Source organism: Stenotrophomonas sp. Ps181 (assembly GCF_025697425.1).
Taxonomy (GTDB): domain Bacteria; phylum Pseudomonadota; class Gammaproteobacteria; order Xanthomonadales; family Xanthomonadaceae; genus Stenotrophomonas; species Stenotrophomonas sepilia.
Window position 1 is genome coordinate 451284 of the sequence record NZ_JAHWBI010000004.1, and the last position, 18380, is coordinate 469663.

General features: G+C 67.5%; 19 protein-coding genes. 9 read left to right on the forward strand and 10 right to left on the reverse strand.

Annotated features, from left to right (window positions below; genetic code table 11):
* Positions 1-13: 13 nt before the first annotated feature.
* Positions 14-802, forward strand: coding sequence for an SGNH/GDSL hydrolase family protein (locus KXV01_RS12190; RefSeq protein ID WP_099495566.1), 789 nt, complete (start codon positions 14-16; stop codon positions 800-802).
* A 139-nt stretch (positions 803-941) separates the two neighbouring features.
* Positions 942-1619 (forward strand): hypothetical protein, encoded by a 678-nt coding sequence (locus KXV01_RS12195; protein ID WP_111096621.1) that lies wholly within the window; start codon positions 942-944, stop codon positions 1617-1619.
* 3 nt (positions 1620-1622) lie between these two features.
* On the opposite strand, the gene KXV01_RS12200 is transcribed toward KXV01_RS12195, so the two are convergent.
* Positions 1623-2168: a thioesterase family protein gene (locus KXV01_RS12200; protein ID WP_049414660.1), complete on the reverse strand. Its 546-nt coding sequence runs from the start codon at positions 2166-2168 to the stop codon at positions 1623-1625.
* 69 nt (positions 2169-2237) lie between these two features.
* Between KXV01_RS12200 and KXV01_RS12205 the strand changes: the two genes are divergently transcribed.
* The 3 genes from KXV01_RS12205 (at position 2238) to KXV01_RS12215 (ending at position 3987) form a co-directional block, all read left to right on the forward strand.
* Complete coding sequence (locus KXV01_RS12205) at positions 2238-2819, forward strand: TetR/AcrR family transcriptional regulator (RefSeq protein ID WP_049414658.1); 582 nt, start codon at positions 2238-2240, stop codon at positions 2817-2819.
* 44 nt (positions 2820-2863) lie between these two features.
* Positions 2864-3244 (forward strand): VOC family protein, encoded by a 381-nt coding sequence (locus tag KXV01_RS12210; RefSeq protein WP_049435333.1) that lies wholly within the window; start codon positions 2864-2866, stop codon positions 3242-3244.
* 224 nt (positions 3245-3468) lie between these two features.
* Positions 3469-3987, forward strand: coding sequence for a hypothetical protein (locus KXV01_RS12215; protein WP_049414437.1), 519 nt, complete (start codon positions 3469-3471; stop codon positions 3985-3987).
* 46 nt (positions 3988-4033) lie between these two features.
* Here the strand turns inward: KXV01_RS12215 and KXV01_RS12220 are convergent, their stop codons facing one another.
* The 6 genes from KXV01_RS12220 to hutI form a co-directional block, all read right to left on the reverse strand.
* Positions 4034-6145: a TonB-dependent receptor gene (locus tag KXV01_RS12220; protein ID WP_164282784.1), complete on the reverse strand. Its 2112-nt coding sequence runs from the start codon at positions 6143-6145 to the stop codon at positions 4034-4036.
* Positions 6146-6339: 194 nt separating this feature from the next.
* Complete coding sequence (locus KXV01_RS12225) at positions 6340-7776, reverse strand: serine hydrolase domain-containing protein (RefSeq protein WP_263467819.1); 1437 nt, start codon at positions 7774-7776, stop codon at positions 6340-6342.
* Positions 7777-7924: 148 nt separating this feature from the next.
* Complete coding sequence (gene hutU / locus KXV01_RS12230) at positions 7925-9592, reverse strand: urocanate hydratase (protein WP_263467820.1); 1668 nt, start codon at positions 9590-9592, stop codon at positions 7925-7927.
* On the reverse strand, positions 9589-10443 hold the full coding sequence (hutG, locus tag KXV01_RS12235; RefSeq protein ID WP_111190688.1) for an N-formylglutamate deformylase: 855 nt from the start codon (positions 10441-10443) through the stop codon (positions 9589-9591). The genes hutU and hutG overlap by 4 nt, the downstream gene beginning before the upstream one ends.
* Entirely contained in the window at positions 10440-11981 is a 1542-nt protein-coding gene (gene hutH, locus KXV01_RS12240; RefSeq protein ID WP_111190687.1) for a histidine ammonia-lyase, read from the reverse strand. Before hutH ends, hutG begins: the two co-directional genes overlap by 4 nt.
* A complete protein-coding gene (gene hutI / locus KXV01_RS12245; protein WP_111190713.1) occupies positions 11978-13201 on the reverse strand; it encodes an imidazolonepropionase in 1224 nt (407 codons plus the stop codon). Before hutI ends, hutH begins: the two co-directional genes overlap by 4 nt.
* 67 nt (positions 13202-13268) lie before the next feature.
* On the opposite strand from hutI, the gene KXV01_RS12250 reads away from it, so the two are divergent.
* The 4 genes from KXV01_RS12250 (at position 13269) to KXV01_RS12265 (ending at position 16073) form a co-directional block, all read left to right on the forward strand.
* A complete protein-coding gene (locus KXV01_RS12250; protein WP_263467821.1) occupies positions 13269-14639 on the forward strand; it encodes a formimidoylglutamate deiminase in 1371 nt (456 codons plus the stop codon).
* Positions 14640-14666: 27 nt separating this feature from the next.
* Positions 14667-15395: a histidine utilization repressor gene (hutC, locus tag KXV01_RS12255; RefSeq protein WP_049438039.1), complete on the forward strand. Its 729-nt coding sequence runs from the start codon at positions 14667-14669 to the stop codon at positions 15393-15395.
* 94 nt (positions 15396-15489) lie between these two features.
* Entirely contained in the window at positions 15490-15672 is a 183-nt protein-coding gene (locus KXV01_RS12260) for a type II toxin-antitoxin system HicA family toxin (protein ID WP_080354705.1), read from the forward strand.
* 8 nt (positions 15673-15680) lie between these two features.
* Positions 15681-16073 (forward strand): type II toxin-antitoxin system HicB family antitoxin, encoded by a 393-nt coding sequence (locus KXV01_RS12265; RefSeq protein ID WP_005417308.1) that lies wholly within the window; start codon positions 15681-15683, stop codon positions 16071-16073.
* 165 nt (positions 16074-16238) lie between these two features.
* Here the strand turns inward: KXV01_RS12265 and KXV01_RS12270 are convergent, their stop codons facing one another.
* The 3 genes from KXV01_RS12270 to KXV01_RS12280 form a co-directional block, all read right to left on the reverse strand.
* Positions 16239-17243, reverse strand: coding sequence for a restriction endonuclease (locus KXV01_RS12270; protein ID WP_263467822.1), 1005 nt, complete (start codon positions 17241-17243; stop codon positions 16239-16241).
* Positions 17244-17479: 236 nt separating this feature from the next.
* Positions 17480-17971 (reverse strand): phasin family protein, encoded by a 492-nt coding sequence (locus tag KXV01_RS12275; protein WP_005417304.1) that lies wholly within the window; start codon positions 17969-17971, stop codon positions 17480-17482.
* A gap of 81 nt (positions 17972-18052) precedes the next feature.
* Positions 18053-18328 carry a polyhydroxyalkanoic acid system family protein gene (locus KXV01_RS12280; RefSeq protein WP_005417302.1) on the reverse strand — a complete coding sequence of 92 codons (276 nt, stop codon included), beginning with the start codon at positions 18326-18328 and terminating at the stop codon, positions 18053-18055.
* Positions 18329-18380 lie beyond the last annotated feature (52 nt).

Sequence of the window (18380 nt, forward strand, 5' to 3'; positions counted from 1 at the left end):
CGGGAGAGTCTCCATGCGTATTCCTGTTGTGCTTGCCGGAACGTTGGCCATCGCCTTCGGCATCGGCGTGACCGTTCCGGCCGTGGCCGCCGAATCGGGCGCGGTCAATCCGTTGCTGCTCAAACCTGTAGAGCAGCTGCGCCCTGATGAGATTCGTTTCATGCAGCAGCGCCTGGCCGATTGGCCGCAGCTGCAGCACTATCGTGAAGCCAACGCACGACTGCCTGCCGCCGTACCGGGGCAACCACGCGTGGTGTTCTTCGGTGACTCGATCACCGAAGGCTGGGGCAGGGAAGGCAGCGCGGCGTTCTTTCCCGGCAAGGGCTGGCTCAACCGCGGCATCAGTGGCCAGACCACGGCGCAGATGCTGGTGCGGTTCCCGCAGGACGTGCTGGCACTGAAGCCGCAGGTGGTGGTGATCCTGGCCGGCACCAACGACATTGCCGGCAACACCGGCCCGTCCACGCAGGCGATGATTGAAGACAACCTGCACGCGATGGTGGACCTGGCACGCGCGCATGGCATCGCCGTGGTGCTGGCATCGGTGCTGCCGGTCAGCGAGTACCCATGGATGCGGGGCATCACGCCTGCGCCGAAGGTGCGCGCGTTGAATCATGCACTGAAGCGCTATGCCGAGGCGCAGCAGCTGGTCTATCTGGACTACTACACGCCGATGGCCAATGCCGCTGGCGGATTGGATCCGCAGCTGGCCGAGGATGGCGTGCATCCCACCGCAAAGGGCTATTCGGTGATGGCACCGTTGGCGGAGGACGCAATCAGGCGCGCAATGGCGCCGAAGTAGGCACAGCGCCGCAATGCACAGCATCCAGCCCGTCGAGGTAAAGTGGCCCGAAGCCGGCCATGCAGCGTGGCCTCCAGGGACGATGGGGTGGGTGATGCGGAAGGGAATCCAGGGATGGCTGCGCCGCAGCGGCGCAACGATGGCACTGCTGCTGGCGGCCGTGCCGGCGTTCAGTGCAGACACGGCAGCGCCTTCGCCGCTGACGCGTGAGCCGGTGGCCGGAGTTTCACTGGCCGAATGGACCGCCCGCTGGTGGCGCTGGACCGACAGCCTGGGCGGCGCGCCCTATCTCGACCCGGATGGACGAGTCTGCGATCTGGGCCAGGAGGGCCCGGTCTGGAACCTGGCCGGCACCAATGGCCGTTTCCGGCCACATCGCGAATGCGTGGTGCCAGCGGGCAAGTACCTGTTGCTGCCGATCATCAACATGGCGCAGTTCCAGACAGACGAGCAGGTGCCCTGCAAAGAGCTCCAGGCAGGAGCGGCGGTCAACAACGATTACCTGATCAGTGCGGTGGTGCTGCTGGATGGCCAACCCCTGGGCGACATGCGCATGCATCGGGTCCGCAGCGAAGGCTGCTTCCGCATGGATGCCGATGACGCAGACTCACGGCTGGCCGCCGCCGACGGTTACTGGGTGATGCTCAAGCCGTTGCCGCCGGGCCGGCATACCCTCAGCGTGGGCGCCAACTACGGCGTGCCGGAGGGTGGCGCGTACAGCCGCATGCGGCAGTCCTTCGAGTACGTGCTGCACGTGGGAGGGCGCACCCAGGTCGTATCGCGCGAACTGCACGCGGTGCCGCTGGCCGCCCCCTGAAGCTCAGGCATCGTCCTGCTTCAACGCCGCATCGGCCGCCAGCAGCGCCTCGGCGGCTGCACTGAGCGGCGGCGAGGGCGGGGCAACCACGCCGATCGCCTCCATCATCTTCGGCATGCCCAGGAACTGGCGCGCGCGACGGTCGTAGATGCCGGTGACCAGCAGCGCACGGGTGGCGATCTTCTGCTCGGGTCCGATCAGCACGCGCTGCTCCATGATGCCGCGCGAGCCGACCCAGCCCACCAGGCGCGTTTCCAGGGTGAAGCGCTGGAACGGCTTCAGCTCGCGACGGAACTGGATGGTGCCGGCACCGACGATCGGTGCCCACTTCTCGCGCAGTGCCACCCGGCCCAGACCCATGCGCAGGATCAGGTCCAGCCGGCCCAGGTCGAAGATGTTCCAGTAGCGGCCGTTGGTCATGTGTAGGTTGCTGTCCAGGTCGTTGGGCAGTACCCGGAACTGCAGCCGCGAGACCCCGAACGGCGCCTGCAGCTTCGGCCGGAACAGGCTGCACAGCAGCAGGTGGAGCAGGCGGAACCAGAGATTCATGGCTATGACGACTGTTATAGAATCGCCGGTACGCTAATCTATGACGATTGTCTTAGCAAGGAGCCCGCCGTGAGCCCGCGACCCTCTGATGCGCCACAACGGGTGATGGATGCCGCAGCACAGATGCTGGCGCGGGTGGGCCTCAATGCCACCAGTATCCGTGAGGTGACCAAGCTGGCTGAGGCGCCGTTGGGTTCCACCTACCATCACTTTCCCGGCGGCAAGCAGGAGCTGCTGGCGCGCGCCACCCACATGGCCGGCGACAAGGTGGAGGTGCTGCTGATGGAGCTGCTGGAGGGTGGGGCGGTGCAGGGCCTGCAGCAGTTCCTGGCGATCTGGCGCGAGCGTCTGCTGCGCTCAGAATTCCGCGCCGGCTGCCCGGTGCTGGCCGCTGCCGTGGAGGAACCGGTCGAGGCGGTTCCCAGCCAACCGCGCGCGGCCGCCGCAGCGGTGTTCATGCGCTGGCAGGGGCATCTGGCCGCAGCCTTCATTGCCGACGGCCACCAACCTGCTGTGGCGGATGGGCTGGCCAGCCTGGTGATCGCCAGCGTGGAAGGCGCCGTGGCAATGTGCCGCGCACTGCAGGACATTGCCCCGTTCGACCAGGTCGCAGCGCAGTTGCTGAAGGCCGCCGCGCCACCTGCGCGCTAGAATGCAACCGAACGCGCTACTGCGTGCCCGGCAAGGATGTCCGCATGTTGCACCACCTATCCCTCGGCGTTCGTGACCTTGATATCGCAGGCCGCTTTTATGACGCCGCGCTCGCCGCACTCGGGTACCGCCGGGTGTTCGAGGACGAGACCGCGATCGGCTATGGGGTGGTCGATGATGAAGACGCGTTGTGCCTGAAGCTGCGTGATGACGCCGCAGCGCCGGGCCCCGGCTTCCACCTGGCGTTCGCTGCAGCGTCCGCAGCGGCGGTGGATGCCTTCCACGCAGCAGCCATGGCCAACGGGGGCGCTGACAATGGTGCGCCCGGACTGCGCCCCGATTATGGTGACTTCTACTACGCCGCGTTCGTGGTCGACCCCGAGGGCCATCGCATCGAGGCGGTGACCAAGGCGCGGCCGGCGTGAAGCAGCCGGGCATTCCGGCGCCAGCCCGCTGAAGCTGCCAATCGCATGCCGTAGCGCGGCATGGCCCATACCGGGCTGGCGATCGGCCAGCGCCCGTCCGGCCCTGGTACTCCCCAAGCCGTAGAGGCACGCGCAGTTTTCGATCCTGCCCGGCTCTGCGCTATGATCCGCCGGGGGCCTCGGAACGTGGCCCGGCATCAACCAACCCTGACAAGGACAAGCGCATGGATGTCGCTGCACGCAGGAACAGGACGTTGTTTCGTTGGATCATGGCGGCACTGCTGGCGGTACTGATGCCGTTTGCAGCGCTGGCACAGCCCGCAGCCGGGCAGGCCGATGGCGCCGACGCCGCCACTGCCGCGGATGAGGCGCAATGTCGCGCCTGCACTTATGAGCGCATCGGGCCCAAAGTCGATATCGGGCTGGTTGCACTGGTGTCGCTGCTGGTGGTGGGTCTGCTGATCGCAGCGTCGCGGGAATGGGGCACCACGTCGCAGCGCTGGACCTGCCGCACGCTGGCTTTGTTGCTGGTGGGCATCGGCCTGGCGTTGTTGTGGTGGGCTGGCAGCGTCGTCTACCTGGGCTACAACCCGTGGCAGGAAATGGCCGCCCCCGGCGATGGTTCCCTTGCCTCGACACTGCTCAACACCTCACCGAAGTGGCTGGCGGCGCTGGTGTTGATTGGTTTCGCGCCTTCCATCTGGAAGCGCAGCGAACGCTTGCCGGCGTGGCGTATCGGCTGACCCTGGAACGATGGCGCCGGATCACGCCCGGCGCCGCCTGCTGCGATCAGTCAAAGCGCCAGCGCACGCCCGCATAGACGCCACGGCCTTCACCCGGGGTCGAGCGGGCGACATCCCTGCCAGCATCGTCGTAGCCCGGCGTGACTGTGGCCGCGTAGTGGCGGTTGCCGATGTTGCGCATCTCGGCCCAGGCCTGCCAGCGGCCACCGGGTGCGTCGTAGCCGATGCGGCTGCCGAAGATCACATGGCTGTCGGCCCAGTAGCTGTTGGCATAGTCCACGGCAATGCGCGAGGCGTATTCGGTATTGAGCGCAGCGTACAGGCCGGACGCATGATCGAAGCGCAGCTCGGCCTGGTAGGTGTGGCGCGGCAGGCCGGGCAGGCGGTTGCTGCCGAAACGCGCGTCGTGGCGGTAGCGGAAATCGCTGAAGGTATAGGCCTGGCGAAGCGACAGGTGGCCCGGTGCAGCCTGCCACAGCGTGCTGTCCAATCCGGCTTCGATGCCGCGGTGAACGGTGGGGCTGGCGTTGTTTTCTGCGATGAACAGGTTCGGCACCGGTTGCAGTTCCACGCTAAGCAGCTCGTGATTCACATGCGCGTAGTAGCCGGTCAGTTCCCAGCGACCCAACGCCGCATCACCGCGCGCACCCAGTTCCAGCGTGGTGGCGGTCTGGTTCTGCATCGGCACCGGCGCGCGCTGGCGGCCGGTAGACGGGCCATTGCTCGGCCCGAAGTACTGGTTCGAACCCCAGATCATCGACCACGGATGTGGCGCCTCCACCGAGCGGCTGAGGTTGCCGAACCACTGCGTCTGCGCGCTGTGCTGCCAGGTGAAGCCCAGCCGCGGCGCGTAGTCCCAGTCGCGGTCGCGCAGGCGGCCGCCGCTGCTCGGCCAGGTCACCTGAACATCGCGGCGGGTGTTGATCAGTGCCAGCCCAGCCTGCATGCGCAGGCGGTCATTGAAGGCGAGGGTGTTGCTGACGTGCAGTGTGCTGTCGGTGCCGTGGTGGCGGAAGTCACGCGTGCGCGTGCCGGCGGCATAGCCGTTGCTGGCAAAGCGCAGCGACTCGCGCACGTCGGCATCCAGGTCGTGGGTGACGCGCAGGCCGACCGTGGTTTCGCTGTCCAGGCCGAACAGCCTGTGGCGGCGGCGGTAGTCCAGCGTGGCGTTGAGGTTGGCGTAGTCCAGCTGCTGCCGGTACAGGCTCTCGTTCAAGTCCATCGGGTAGGTGTGGTAGACCAGCCCGGCCTGCAGCGAGGAATCCTCATCGAGCTGCAGCGTGGTGATATTGCCCACCCAGGTGCTGCCCGGCTGCGGGCGATGCGCATCGACGGCCAGGTTGGCCGCATTCGCGGCGTGTGGATCGTTGCGGATCTGGTCGCGGGTCAAGCGACCGGGCGTTTCATGATTGGTTTCGCGATAGCGCACGGAGAAGCGCGTCTGCAGGGCGGGGGTGATCTGCCAGCCGATGTTGGCCATCGCGCCCTTGCCGTCGCCGCGCGCATGGCGCTGGTAACCGTCGAACTCGGTATCGGTGTAGGCCATGAAGTAGTCGACATCGCCGCTGACGCCACCCCAGCTGACGCCACGCTTCTGATAGCCACGGCTGCCGGCTTCGTAATGCAGCTGCACGCCCGCCGAATCGCGACCGCTGCGGCTGACGTAGTCGATGGCACCACCCAGCGCGATCGCGCCGCGCTCGAAGCCGTTGGCGCCGCGCAGGACTTCCACGCGCGACAACCACAGCGGTTCCAGCAGCTCGTAGGGCGTGCCGCCCGGGCCGGTCAGTGGCAGACCGTCGATCGACACCGCAATGCCCGAGGCATGCGCGCCCGGGCCCCGGTTGATGCCCGAGCCACGGATCGAGATCTTGGTGCCTTCGTTGCCCGGCGACTGCGCGCTGATGCCCGGCTGGAAGGCCAGCACATCCGCACTGGTGGACAGTCGGCTGTCGGCCTTGGCCACGTCGATGACGTTGCTGGCGCCGGGTACTCGCTTCAGCGTCTCGCGCGCCTGCGCGCTGGCATCGGCGGCAGCGGTGACCTGCACGGCATCGAGGGTGGTGGCCTGCGGGGCTGCAGCGGCGGTGGAGGCGAGGCCAAGGGAAACGGCCAGGAACAGCAGCGAGGGGGTGGGGCGGTACGACGAGAGCGACATGCGGAAATGCTGTAAACCATCAAAGTGGCGCGCAAGTTAACAGGTCGGCGGCGCCACGTCACCCACCGGCGGCGTATGGCCGCCCGCCGTGTTCCTGTAGAGCCGAGCCCGCGCTCGGCTAATAGCGCGCAGCGCGGGTTGTCTGCCATCGCGGCGAAGAGCAGCCGAGCATGGGCTCGCCTCTACAGCAGGGTTCATGGCGAGGGTTTCGCCAGCGTCTTCGACTTTGCGTAGAACTGATCAGCTGCTTCCTTCTCGCCCAATGCCGCATGACATTCGGCCAGGCTGTCCCACGCATTGGCCGAATCCGGATACAGCTCGCTGTTGAGGGCGAATACCTTCAACGCCCTGCGTGCACCCAGGCTCTGGTGGATGGCATAGCCGGTGGCGTTGATCGCACGTTCCAGCTCGCTGCCCGTCACCCGGTTGTTATCGCGCAACCAGCTGCGTATCGCCCGCGCAGCGCCTGCATCATCATCCAGCGCATACGCCACCAGCCGCTCGGACAGCACCGCGTGCGGAAACTCCTGCGGCGCCGCGACTGCCATCGTGCTCTCCACCAAGGTGCTGGACCAGACATTGCGGGCGCTGCCGTTGGTCAGGTACACGAACACCCAGTAGCCGTCGGCCAGCGTACCCTTGTAGGCCAGCCGCGCACGTACACGGGTGCCGCCATCATGGCCGACCTGGGTGTAGCCGTCGCTGCGGGTGGTATCCCAGCCAGTGGAGAAGAAATTGCTGCCGCCACCGCTCAGTTTCTGCGGCTGCCAGAGCTTTTCCAGGGTCGCCGTGCGCACCAGCTTGCCGGTCGCCAGCGCCTGCAGGAAGCGGTGCATGTCGCCCACGGTGGTCTGCAGATCGGCATGGCCCCAGCCGTAGTTGGGCCAGGGATCTTCATTGGCCGGTTGCAACGCGCCATCCTTGCCGATGTACGGCACCGCCGCGCGCCGGGCCGGCACGCTGGTGGCGCCCCATGAGGTGCTGGTCATCTTCAGCGGCTGCAGGATGCGTTCGCGTGCGATGGCCGGGTAGGGCCTGCGGTAATGCGCTTCAAGCAGCGCCGTCAGCACCAGGTAGTTGGCCTGCGTGTACTGCACGCGGCTGCCGGTGGCGAACTGCATCGGTGCCGCGCCGGCCACCTTCAGTGCAGCGCCAAGGTCAGGGGCTACCCCAGGGTAGCCCTTGCTGACCCAACGGTTGTCGACACGATCGTAGTACTCGCCGATGCCCGAGCTGTGGTTGAGAAAGTCGCGTACGTGGATCGCCTGCCATGCGGTCGGCAGGTCCGGCACATAGCGGCTGGCCGGCGCATCAAGATCCACCTTGCCCTGATCGACCAGTTGCATCACCAGCGTGCTGGTCAGCAGCTTGGCCATCGACTGCGCGGCGAAGATGGCCTCGACGGTGGCGGGCGCATGGGTAGCGGGATCACGTTCACCGCTGGCGCCCTGGTACAGCACCTGACTGTTGTGAGCGACCAGTACGGCTTGGCCGGCGATGCCGTAGCGTTCGCGGTTGGCCTGCAGTTGGGCGTCGAGCCGGGTAGAGAGAGCGGTGGGGACGTCACGCGCCGAAGCAGGCGGAATCACCCATAGCGTGCAGAGCAATGCGGCAGCGAGCGTGCGGTACATCGCGGTGATCCATCAGCGGTGATGGCGCATGTTGGTCACGACGGAAGAGCGGGTCAAGGGTACCGATTCCCGCATCAGGGAGAGCCGGCCAGCGGCCGGCACTACCACACGTTCCGGTAGTGCCGGCCGCTGGCCGGCACCCCTGCGATCAGCCCAGGATCCCCGGCAGATCCAGTCCCTTTTCCTTCGCGCAGTCGATCGCGATTTCATACCCCGCATCCGCATGGCGCATCACGCCGGTGGCCGGGTCGTTCCACAGCACGCGGCCAATCCGCTTGGCGGCCGCCTCGGTGCCATCGCAGACGATCACCATGCCGGCGTGCTGCGAGAAGCCCATGCCGACGCCGCCACCGTGGTGCAGCGATACCCAGGTCGCGCCGCTGGCGGTGTTGAGCAGGGCGTTCAGCAGCGGCCAGTCGGAGACCGCGTCGGAGCCGTCGGCCATCGCTTCGGTTTCGCGGTTCGGCGAGGCGACGCTGCCACTGTCCAGGTGGTCGCGCCCGATCACCACCGGCGCCTTCAGTTCGCCGGTGGCCACCATCTCGTTGAACGCCAGGCCAAGTCGATCACGATCACCCAGGCCGACCCAGCAGATGCGCGCCGGCAGGCCCTGGAACTTGATCTTCTCGGCCGCCATGTCCAGCCAGCGGTGCAGGTGCGGGTTGTCCGGAATCAGTTCCTTCACCTTGGCATCGGTCCTGGCGATGTCTTCCGGGTCGCCGCTCAGTGCCGCCCAGCGGAAGGGACCGATGCCGCGGCAGAACAGCGGACGGATGTAGGCCGGCACGAAGCCGGGGAAATCGAAGGCATTGGCCACGCCTTCTTCCAGCGCCATCTGCCGCAGGTTGTTGCCGTAGTCCACGGTTGGTACGCCCAGCGCGTGGAAGCCGAGCATGGCGCGGATGTGGTTGGCCATCGAGGCACGCGCGGCCTTTTCCACTTCCTTCGGAGCACTCACACGCTTCTCGTCCCACTGTTCGACCGTCCAGCCCTGCGGCAGGTAGCCGTTCACCGGGTCGTGCGCGGAGGTCTGGTCGGTCAGCAGGTCCGGCTTCACGCCGCGCTTGAGCAGTTCGGCCAGCACGTCGGCCACATTGCCCAGCAAGCCCACCGATTTCGGCGTGCCGGCCTTGCACGACTCGTCGATCAAGCGCAGCGCTTCGTCCAGATTGTCGGTCCAGGTGTCCAGGTAGCCGGTGCGCAGGCGCATGTCGATGCTGCTCTTGCGGCACTCGACGGCCAGGCAGGAGGCGCCGGCCATCACGGCAGCCAGCGGCTGTGCGCCGCCCATGCCGCCGAGGCCGCCGGTGAACAGCCACTTGCCGGTCAGGTCGCCACCGAAGTGCTGGCGGCCCATTTCCACGAAAGTCTCGTAGGTGCCCTGCACGATGCCCTGGGCGCCGATGTAGATCCAGCTGCCGGCGGTCATCTGGCCGTACATGGCCAGGCCCTTCTTATCCAGCTCGTTGAAGTGGTCCCAGTTGGCCCAGCGCGGCACCAGGTTGGAATTGGCGATCAGCACGCGCGGCGCATCGGCGTGGGTGCGGAACACGCCCACTGGCTTGCCCGACTGCACCAGCAGGGTCTGGTCATCGTCCAGGCGCTTGAGCGTTTCGACAATGGCATCGAAGCTTTCCCAGTCGCGTGCGGCGCGGCCGATGCCGCCGTACACCACCAGTTCCTGCGGGCGTTCGGCCACGTCCGGGTGCAGGTTGTTCATCAGCATGCGCAACGGCGCTTCAGTCAGCCAGCTCTTGGCGTTGAGCGTGGTGCCGGTCGGCGCGGCGAGGGTGCGGGACGGGTCGTTGCGGGTCATGCGGCGCTCCGGTTCGTTGCGAATTCAAGGCAGGCGTTGAGCACCTGCGCCAGGGTATGGCGCAGCGGTGCGGCGTGGTCGGGGTCGAGCGGGGTGGGCCAGCTGTGTTCGTCCACCTGGTCCGGCAGGGGCTCGTGCATGTAGCCACGGCAGGCCAACTCCATCTGCAGGCTGTGCACACCGCCGGCGATGTTGCTGTAGTGGCGGGTGATCCAGCCGCCCTTGAAACGGCCGTTGCGCACCTGGCTCATGCCACTGATCTTCAGCAGGTTCTCCACCACGTCGCTCAAGGCGTTGTCGCAGGACGTGTCCGGTGCACCGGAGGGGCCAGCGGTGCCCAAATTGAACTGCGGCAGCTCGCCGTCGAACAGGTGCGGGATGTGCGAGCGGATCGAGTGCGCGTCGTACACCACCACGGTGCCGTGGCGCGCACGCAGGCGCGCGATCTGCGCAGCCAAGGCATCGTGGTAGGGCAGGAAATAGGTGTCGCGGCGACGCGCGATCTCCGCGTCGTCCGGTTCGCGCCCGGCGTGGTACAGCGGCTGGTTGTCGAAGGTGGTCAGCGGGCACAGGCCGGTGGTGTTCTGGCCCGGGTACAGCGACACGCCACTGGGATCACGGTTGAGGTCGATCACCGAACGTGAGATCGCCGAGCGCACCGTGGTCGCCCCCATGCCGCGCACGAAGTCGTACAGCTCGTGCACCCACCAGTCGGCATCGCGGCGTGCCAGCCACGGCGAGTGGTAGTCGCCGATCAGGTCGTGCGGCAGCTCGCTGCCGGTATGCGGGAAGCTGACGATGAGGGGGGCGTCGCCCTCGTGCACCGTCAGCCAGTCGGGATGGGTATTCATGCCTGCGGTTCCACGGTTGGCAGCAGGTCGGTCAGGCCCTGCGCCAGCGCGCCACTGCGCACCAGATTCGTGGCGGTCACCATGTCCGGATGGAAGTAGCGGTCTTCTTCCAGCGTCGGCACCTGCGCACGCAGCGTGGCGCGCACGGTTTCCAGCGCGGCACTGGAGCGCAGCGGGGCGTGGAAGTCGCAGCCCTGTGCGGCGGCCAGCAGCTCGATGCCGATCACGTTGGCGGCGTTCTCGGCCATCTGCATCAGGCGGCGTGCACCGTGCGCGGCCATCGACACATGGTCTTCCTGGTTGGCCGAGGTCGGGATTGAATCAACGCTGGCCGGGTAGGCCCGCTGCTTGTTTTCCGAGACCAGCGCCGCGGCAGTCACCTGCGGAATCATGAAGCCGGAATTCAGGCCCGGGCGCGGGGTCAGGAATGCCGGCAGGCCGGACAGCGCCGGGTCCACCAGCATCGCCAGGCGGCGCTCGCTGATCGAACCGATCTCGCACACCGCCATCGCCAGCATGTCGGCCGCGAAGGCCACCGGCTCTGCGTGGAAGTTGCCACCGGACAACGCTTCGCCGGTATCGGTGAACACCAGCGGATTGTCAGAGACGCCGTTGGCTTCGATTTCCAGCGTGGTCGCGGCCTGGCGCAGGATGTCCAGCGCCGCGCCCATGACCTGCGGCTGGCAGCGCAGGCAGTACGGATCCTGCACGCGCACGTCGTTGTCACGGTGCGATTCGCGGATCTCCGAGCCCTGCATCAGCGCGCGCAGCGTCGCGGCGGTGGCGATCTGCCCGCGCTGGCCGCGGATGGCGTGGATGCGCGGGTCGAACGGCGTGTCCGAGCCCTTGGCCGCTTCCACCGACAGCGCGCCGGTGACCAATGCGGCCTGGAACACGGTCTCGATCTCGAACAGGCCGGCCAGCGCGTAGGCGGTGGAGAACTGCGTGCCATTGAGCAGCGCAAGGCCTTCCTTCGCGCCCAGTTCGATCGGCTGCAGGCCGGCACGTGCCAGCGCATCGACCGCCGGCACGCGCTCGTCACCGATGAAGGCTTCGCCCACGCCCAGCATCACGCTGGCCAGGTGCGAGAGCGGCGCCAGATCGCCCGAGGCACCCACCGAGCCTTGTGCCGGCACTACGGGCAATACGCCCTTGACCAGCATCGCTTCGAGCAGCAGCAGGGTTTCCTCGCGAACGCCCGATGCGCCCTGCGCCAGGCTGACCAGCTTCAGCGCCATCATCAACCGCACCACGCTGGCCGGCATCGGCTCGCCCACGCCGGCGGCATGCGAGAGCACGATGTTCCGCTGCAGGGTGGCCAGGTCTTCGCGCTCGATGCGCACGCTGGCCAGCTTGCCGAAGCCGGTGTTGATGCCATACACCGGTGCGCCCTTGGCCACGATGGCGGCCACCGCCGCAGCGCTGGCGCGCACCACCGGCAGCGCGGCCGGGTCCAGTGCAAGCGGCGCACCGCGATAGACCTGCCGCCACTGGGCGAGAGTGACATGGCCGGGGCGAAGAACCAGGGTGTTGCTCATGCGTTGCTCCAGGAGGCAGGCAGGTCGGGCTGCCCGCGCACCACGCGCGCGTGCAGCGGGTTGAATCCAATGCGATAGACCAGGTCGGCGGGCGCATCGATGTCCCAGATCGCCAGGTCGCAGTCCAGGCCCACGGCCAGGCGGCCGATGCGATCGCTGCGTCCGAGCGCACGCGCCGCTTCACGGGTGAAGCCGGCGATGCACTCGTCCACGGTCAGGCGGAACAGGGTGGCGCCCATGTTCATCGCCAGCAGCGGGCTGGTCAGCGGCGAAGTGCCCGGGTTGCTGTCGGTGGCCAGCGCCAGCGGCACGCCGGCCGCACGCAACGCCGCGATCGGCGGCAGGGTGGTATCGCGGGTGAAATAGAAAGCACCGGGCAGCAGCACGGCGACGGTTCCGGCAGCGGCCATCGCGGCGATGCCGGCATCGTCCAGATGTTCGATATGGTCGGCCGACAGTGCACCGAAGCTGGCCGCCAGTTCGGCACCGTGCTGGTTGCTCAGCTGTTCGGCGTGGATCTTCACCGCCAGTCCGTTCGCGCGGGCGGTCTCGAACACCTGCCGCGCCTGCGCGGGCGAGAACGCGATGTTCTCGCAGAACACGTCCACCGCTTCGGCCAGGCCTTCGGCGGCGATGGCCGGAATCATCACCTCGCACACCTCGTCGATGTATTCCTGTGCCTCGCGGCCCGGCGGAGTCGCGTGCGCGCCAAGGAAGGTGGTGACCACGTTGACCCGGCATTGCTCGCCCAGCGCGCGCGCAACCTGCAGTTGCTTGCGTTCGTCGGCCAGGGTCAGGCCGTAGCCGGACTTGATCTCGAGGGTGGTTACGCCCTCGGCGCGCATCGCCAGCAACCGTGGCCGGCTTTCGCGGGCCAGCTGTTCCGGCGTGGCGGCGCGGGTGGCGCGCACGGTGGAGACGATGCCGCCGCCGGCTCGGGCGATCTCGGCATAACTGACGCCCTGCAGGCGCTGCTCGAATTCGTTGGCGCGGTTGCCGGCGTAGACCAGGTGGGTGTGGCAGTCGATCAGGCCGGGCGAGATCCAGCGGCCTTCGCCATCGATGCGGGTGGTCGGCTGCAGGTGGGCATCGCTGCCGGCCCGGCCGACGTGGATGATGCGGCCGTCGGCGCAGGCCAGTACGCCATCGCGGATGACACCCAGGCCCTCGCCGTCGAGGGTGATCAGGTGGACGTTGGACCAGAGGGTATCGACGTGCATGGCATCCACAACGCGGCTGTGCTTATATGTCTATACAATATAGGCGTCCATTTCGGGTTGTCCAGCCATGTCCGATTCGCGTTCCCCGCACTGCTTCCATGCCGCCCATGCCCTGCTGGCCGACGGCTGGGCCCGTGATGTCCGCCTGCAGGTGCAGGACGGTCGTATTGCGGCGATCGGTACGGGGCAGGGCGCCCAGCACGGCGACACCCGCGTCGGCATCCTGGTGCCGGGCCTGCCCAACCTGCACAGCCACGCGTTTCAGCGTGGCATGGCCGGCCTGACCGAGATCGGCGGCGGTGACGGTGACAGCTTCTGGAGCTGGCGCGAGCTGATGTACCGCTTCCTGGCCCATCTGCGCCCGGACGCGGTGCAGGCCATCGCCGCCCAGGCCTATATGGAAATGCTGGAAGGCGGCTTCACTCGCGTCGGCGAGTTCCATTACCTGCACCGCGATGCCGACGGCCGCGCCTATGCCAATCGTGCCGAGATGAGTGCACGGATTGCTGCCGCCGCCGACCAGACCGGTATCGGCCTGACCCTGCTGCCGGTGTTCTATGCCCATGCCGATTTCGGCGGGGCGCCGCCGAACCCCGCGCAGCGACGCCTGATCCACGACGTGGACGGCTTCGCGCAGCTGCTGGATGCCGCAAAGCCGGTATTGGCCACGCTGCCTGACGCGGTGCTCGGCGTCGCCCCGCACAGCCTGCGCGCGGTCACCGGCGAAGAACTGAGTGCGTTGCTGCCGCTCACCGATGGCCCGGTGCACATCCATATCGCCGAGCAGGTGCGCGAAGTCGAGGCCTGCCTGGCCTGGAGCGGCCAGCGCCCGGTGCAGTGGCTGTACGACCACGCGCCGGTGGATGCGCGCTGGTGCCTGGTGCATGCCACCCACATCACCGATGACGAGCGCGCGGCCATCGCCGCCAGCCAGGCCGTGGCCGGTCTGTGCCCGATCACCGAGGCCAACCTGGGCGACGGCCTGTTCCCGATGCAGGCGTTCGCGCGCGAGGGCGGTCGCTTCGGCGTCGGTTCCGATTCCAATGTGCTGATCGATGCGGCCGAAGAACTGCGCCTGCTTGAGTACGGCCAACGCCTGGCCCTGCGCGGGCGCAATGTGCTGGCCCCGGATGCCACCCGCAGCACCGGTCGCTTCCTGTTTGAAGGCGCCCTGCACGGTGGCGCACAAGCCCTGGGCGTGGCCGCTGGCCTGCAGGTTGGTGCCAGTGCCGACCTGGTCGAACTGGACGCCGCGCACCCGGCGCTGCAGGCGCGACAGGACGACGCATGGCTTGACAGCTGGGTGTTCGCCGCACGTAATGGCGCGCTGCGATCGGTCTGGCGCCATGGCCGCCAGTGCGTGGCCGAGGGCCGCCACCTGCAGCGCGAGGCGATCACCACCGCCTTCGCCGCCGCCCTGCGCGGCGTGCTGGGCTGATCGCCTCCGCCACCGGGACCTCATTACGTGAAGGCAAGCAAGTCCGCCACGCTCAACCAGCGTATCCGCAGCGATCTGGAAAGCCGCATCCTCAGCGGAGAGTGGGCGCCGGGCTTCCGTATTCCGTACGAGCACGAGCTGATGGAGCAGTACGGCTGCTCGCGGATGACGGTGAACAAGGTGCTGACCGCACTGGCCGAGAGCGGCATGATCGAGCGCCGCCGTCGCGCCGGTTCATTCGTGGCGCGTCAGCCGCCGCACCTGGAGCAGGTGGCGCTGGAGATTCCGGATATCGCGATGGAAGTCGGCTCGCGCGGCCATCAGTACGCGTACCGCCTGCTGCAGCGCGAGCTGCGTCTGGCCGACGCCGGCAATGCCGGTGAAGTGGAGCTGGCCGGCAGCGAGAAGCTGCTGGCGATGCGCTGCCTGCACCTGGCCGATGGCCGTCCGCTGGCGCTGGAGCATCGCCTGATCAGTCCGGTGGGCGTGCCCGAGGTACTGGAAGTCGATTTCAGTACCACCGCGCCGGGCAGCTGGCTGCTGCAGAACGTGTCCTGGACGCGCGCGCAGCATCGCATCAGTGCCTGGGGTGCGGACACCGCCACGGCCAGGCTGCTGGACGTGAAGCCGGGCACCGCCTGCCTGGTGATCGAGCGCCTGACCTGGCGTGGCGATCAGCCGATCACCCGCGTGCGCCAGGTATTCCTCGGCGACGCGTGGGACCTGGTCGCGCGCTTTGCGCCTGGGGCACGCTAGGGGTTCCATCCACGCATGGCGTGGATCTACTGGTCCGGAACGGCTGTCGTCTTGAACTCTGTTGGTGCGTGTGTACGATGTGTATCGTCCCTGCATGAAGAGCAGGGACCTCATCCGGGATCTGGAGGCGGCAGGTTGGACCTGTTGCAGGATTCGTGGATCCCATCATGTATTCGTGCACCCGCAGCGGCCTCACATCATCACCGTGCCTCACCCCAGAAAGGATCTGGGCAAGGGGCTGGTGCTGGCGCTGCGGAAGCTGGCAGGACTGACGTAGGAGGTCCCATGCGCTATCCAGTCTTGATTGAGGCGGGCGATGAACGCACCGCGTGGGGTGTCATCGTTCCCGATCTGCCGGGGTGCTTCTCGGCAGCCGACACGCTTGACGATGCACTCAGCGCGGCCGAGGAGTCTGCGCTTGCCTGGATCGATGCGGCCCTGGATGAGGGGCGCTCGATTCCCAGTCCTTCTGCGCCACAGAAGATCGTCGCCGAGGCTCCCAGTGGTACGGCCTGGATTCTTGCCTACATCTGCATTGATCCATCTCTGCTGGACGACACCATCGAGCGGGTCAACATCAGCCTGCCGCGTCGCATCCTGGCCAGGCTGGATGCGCAGGCCAGGGCGGCCGGCGAATCCCGCTCCAGTTACATCGCCCATCTCGCAGCATTGGGCTGAGCGGGCGCCTTGTAGAGCCCAGCCCATGGTCGGCTGCTGTTCGCGCGTTGCGCGATGAGTCGAGCGTGGCTCGACTCTGCAAAGGCATCCACGCATGGCGTGGATCTACCAGAGATTCGTGTGTCGGGATTCAGTAGATCCACGCCATGCGTGGATGCTGCCCCATCAATACGTGGCGCACTGCCGCCAGCGTACCGGCTCATCCACGCCGGGCCGGGCATTGAGCTGGATGCGCACGTTGCGAAGGGCGGGGTAGTGCAGCACTTCCTCGCAGACCAGCGGCCAGACCTTTTCCAGTTCACCGGTGCGGTTGATCGCCAGCGTCTGCCGGGTCAGCCAGACACCGCTGGCGATGCCGGGCTTGCCGGCCAGGGCGCGCGCCAGATCGGCTTGGAAGCGCTCCAGCGTGGCGGCATCCGGATTGGGATTGCTGCGCGCGTCGGCCGCCGGGGCGACGGCAGGCGCGGGAGCGGGGGCGGCCGGGAGCACTGCCGCGATGCCAGCAGGTTCCGCCGCGGGCGCGGGCGAAGGCGTCGCCACCACCGGTGCCGCAGCAACCGGCGCGGCCTCGTCCACACGCAGGCCCTGCAGGCCCAGGCCAACCAGCAGCCCCAGCGTTGCCGAACCCAGTGCGGCGATGGCGATGCGGCGCAGCGCTTCGTGCCGGGCGCTGGCGCGCACGCGAGCTTCGATGTCGCCGGGCAGGTAAGGCTGCAGCAACGGCCACAGGCGCGGGCCGTCGAGCACTTCAACCGCCTGCTTCTCGGCGGCGCCGCGGCCGTCGCGCTCGATGCGGCCTTCAGTCAGCAGCACGCCGCCCTTGGCCCCGGCCAGACGCGCGGCCGCACCCAGCTCGTTCACCGCGGCGGTGCCGATGCGGTAGGCCAGGCCATGCTTGCACGACACCAGCCAGTGGTTGGGGCCATCGCTGAGCATGAAATCGCTGCTTGGCTCGCGGGCTTCTTCCGCCGGATCGATCAGCTCACGCAGGCCGCGCTGTTCGCGCAGCATGCGCTTGACCAGAACCGAGAATTCGCGCCAATGCATGCCCGCCAGGGCCTGCAGGCCGAGCTGCATCTCCTTCTGTCGCCGCTTGACCCACCACAGATAGACAACGGCCAGGGAACAGCTAAGCAGGGCCGACAGCAGGGCCAGGATCCAGGGGAGCATGCAGGAGTAGGGCGGAAGGGGCGAAAGCGGAGAACGACAGTGTAAAGGTCGCGGTGCCTGGCCGGGTCAGGATGTTCCTGACAGAAAGCGTGATGGAGCGCGCAGATCGGCGCATAGCGGGCACGAAAAACCCGCCAATCCTGAAGCCGTGAGGGGAGGGAACAAACGGCAGCCGAAGCGATTGGCGGGTTGCTCGCGATTGTCAATCAAATTTTATTGCATTGCAACAATCGTGGTCAGGGCACGCTGTCCGGCGACTGATGGCTGCCCGGAGCAGGGGCGTCGGTGCCGGACGCGGCGCGGTTTTCCAGCTTGGCCAGCCGCGCGTGCAGGGCATCGATGCGCGCCTCCAGCGCGGTCACTTCGTCGGCGGTGGGTACATGCAGGCGCTTGAGTACGCCCTGCACCTGGTCATCGAAGGCCTTCTCCACCTTGTTCCAGGTGCCGGAGGCCTTCTCGCGGGCCTCGTCCAGCGAGGTCTCGACGTTGTCACGCCAGCCCGGGCCCTGGTCGCCGTTGCGTTCACGGCGGCGGGCTTCCCAGGCTTCGCCTTCCTTCACCAGGCCATCGAAGAAGCGGCTGCCCTCGGCCTGGGCGCGACCCAGCGCACCCAACCCGGCCAGCCAGACCTGCTGGGCCGAATCGCTCAGCTTGCGCGAGAAGCGCTCGGCCTGGTCACTGAAAGAGGCATCGTCGTTGCGGCGGTCGTCGTTCTCATAGTGGTTCATCGCACTTCCCGTGGCAGTTGGGCCTGCCCCCGAGAGTAGCGCGCAGCGGCGTTGCACGGCCGTGACGGCCGCCGCCGGGGTTCAGCCCAGCTTTTCCTTCAGCACACGCTGGATCTCGCCCTCGACCATGCCCTTCATCGCCGACAGCAGGAAACCCAGCTTGGCGGTTACGCGCACGGCGCCCGGCTGCAGTTCGATCGCACCGTCCACGCCGCTGCCGGAGAAGTTCAGTACGTCGGCGGTCCAGGACGACTTCAGGCCAAAGCGCTCGGACAGCTTGGCAGCGACCTGTTCGATCGCGGCGCGCGCCTGTGCATCGGGCAGGGCGTGGGCGTGGCGGACATCGATGGTGGACATGCAGGCTCCTGGCGCAGGGCGGGGTTGATCGAAGAGGGCAAGCATTGTGCGC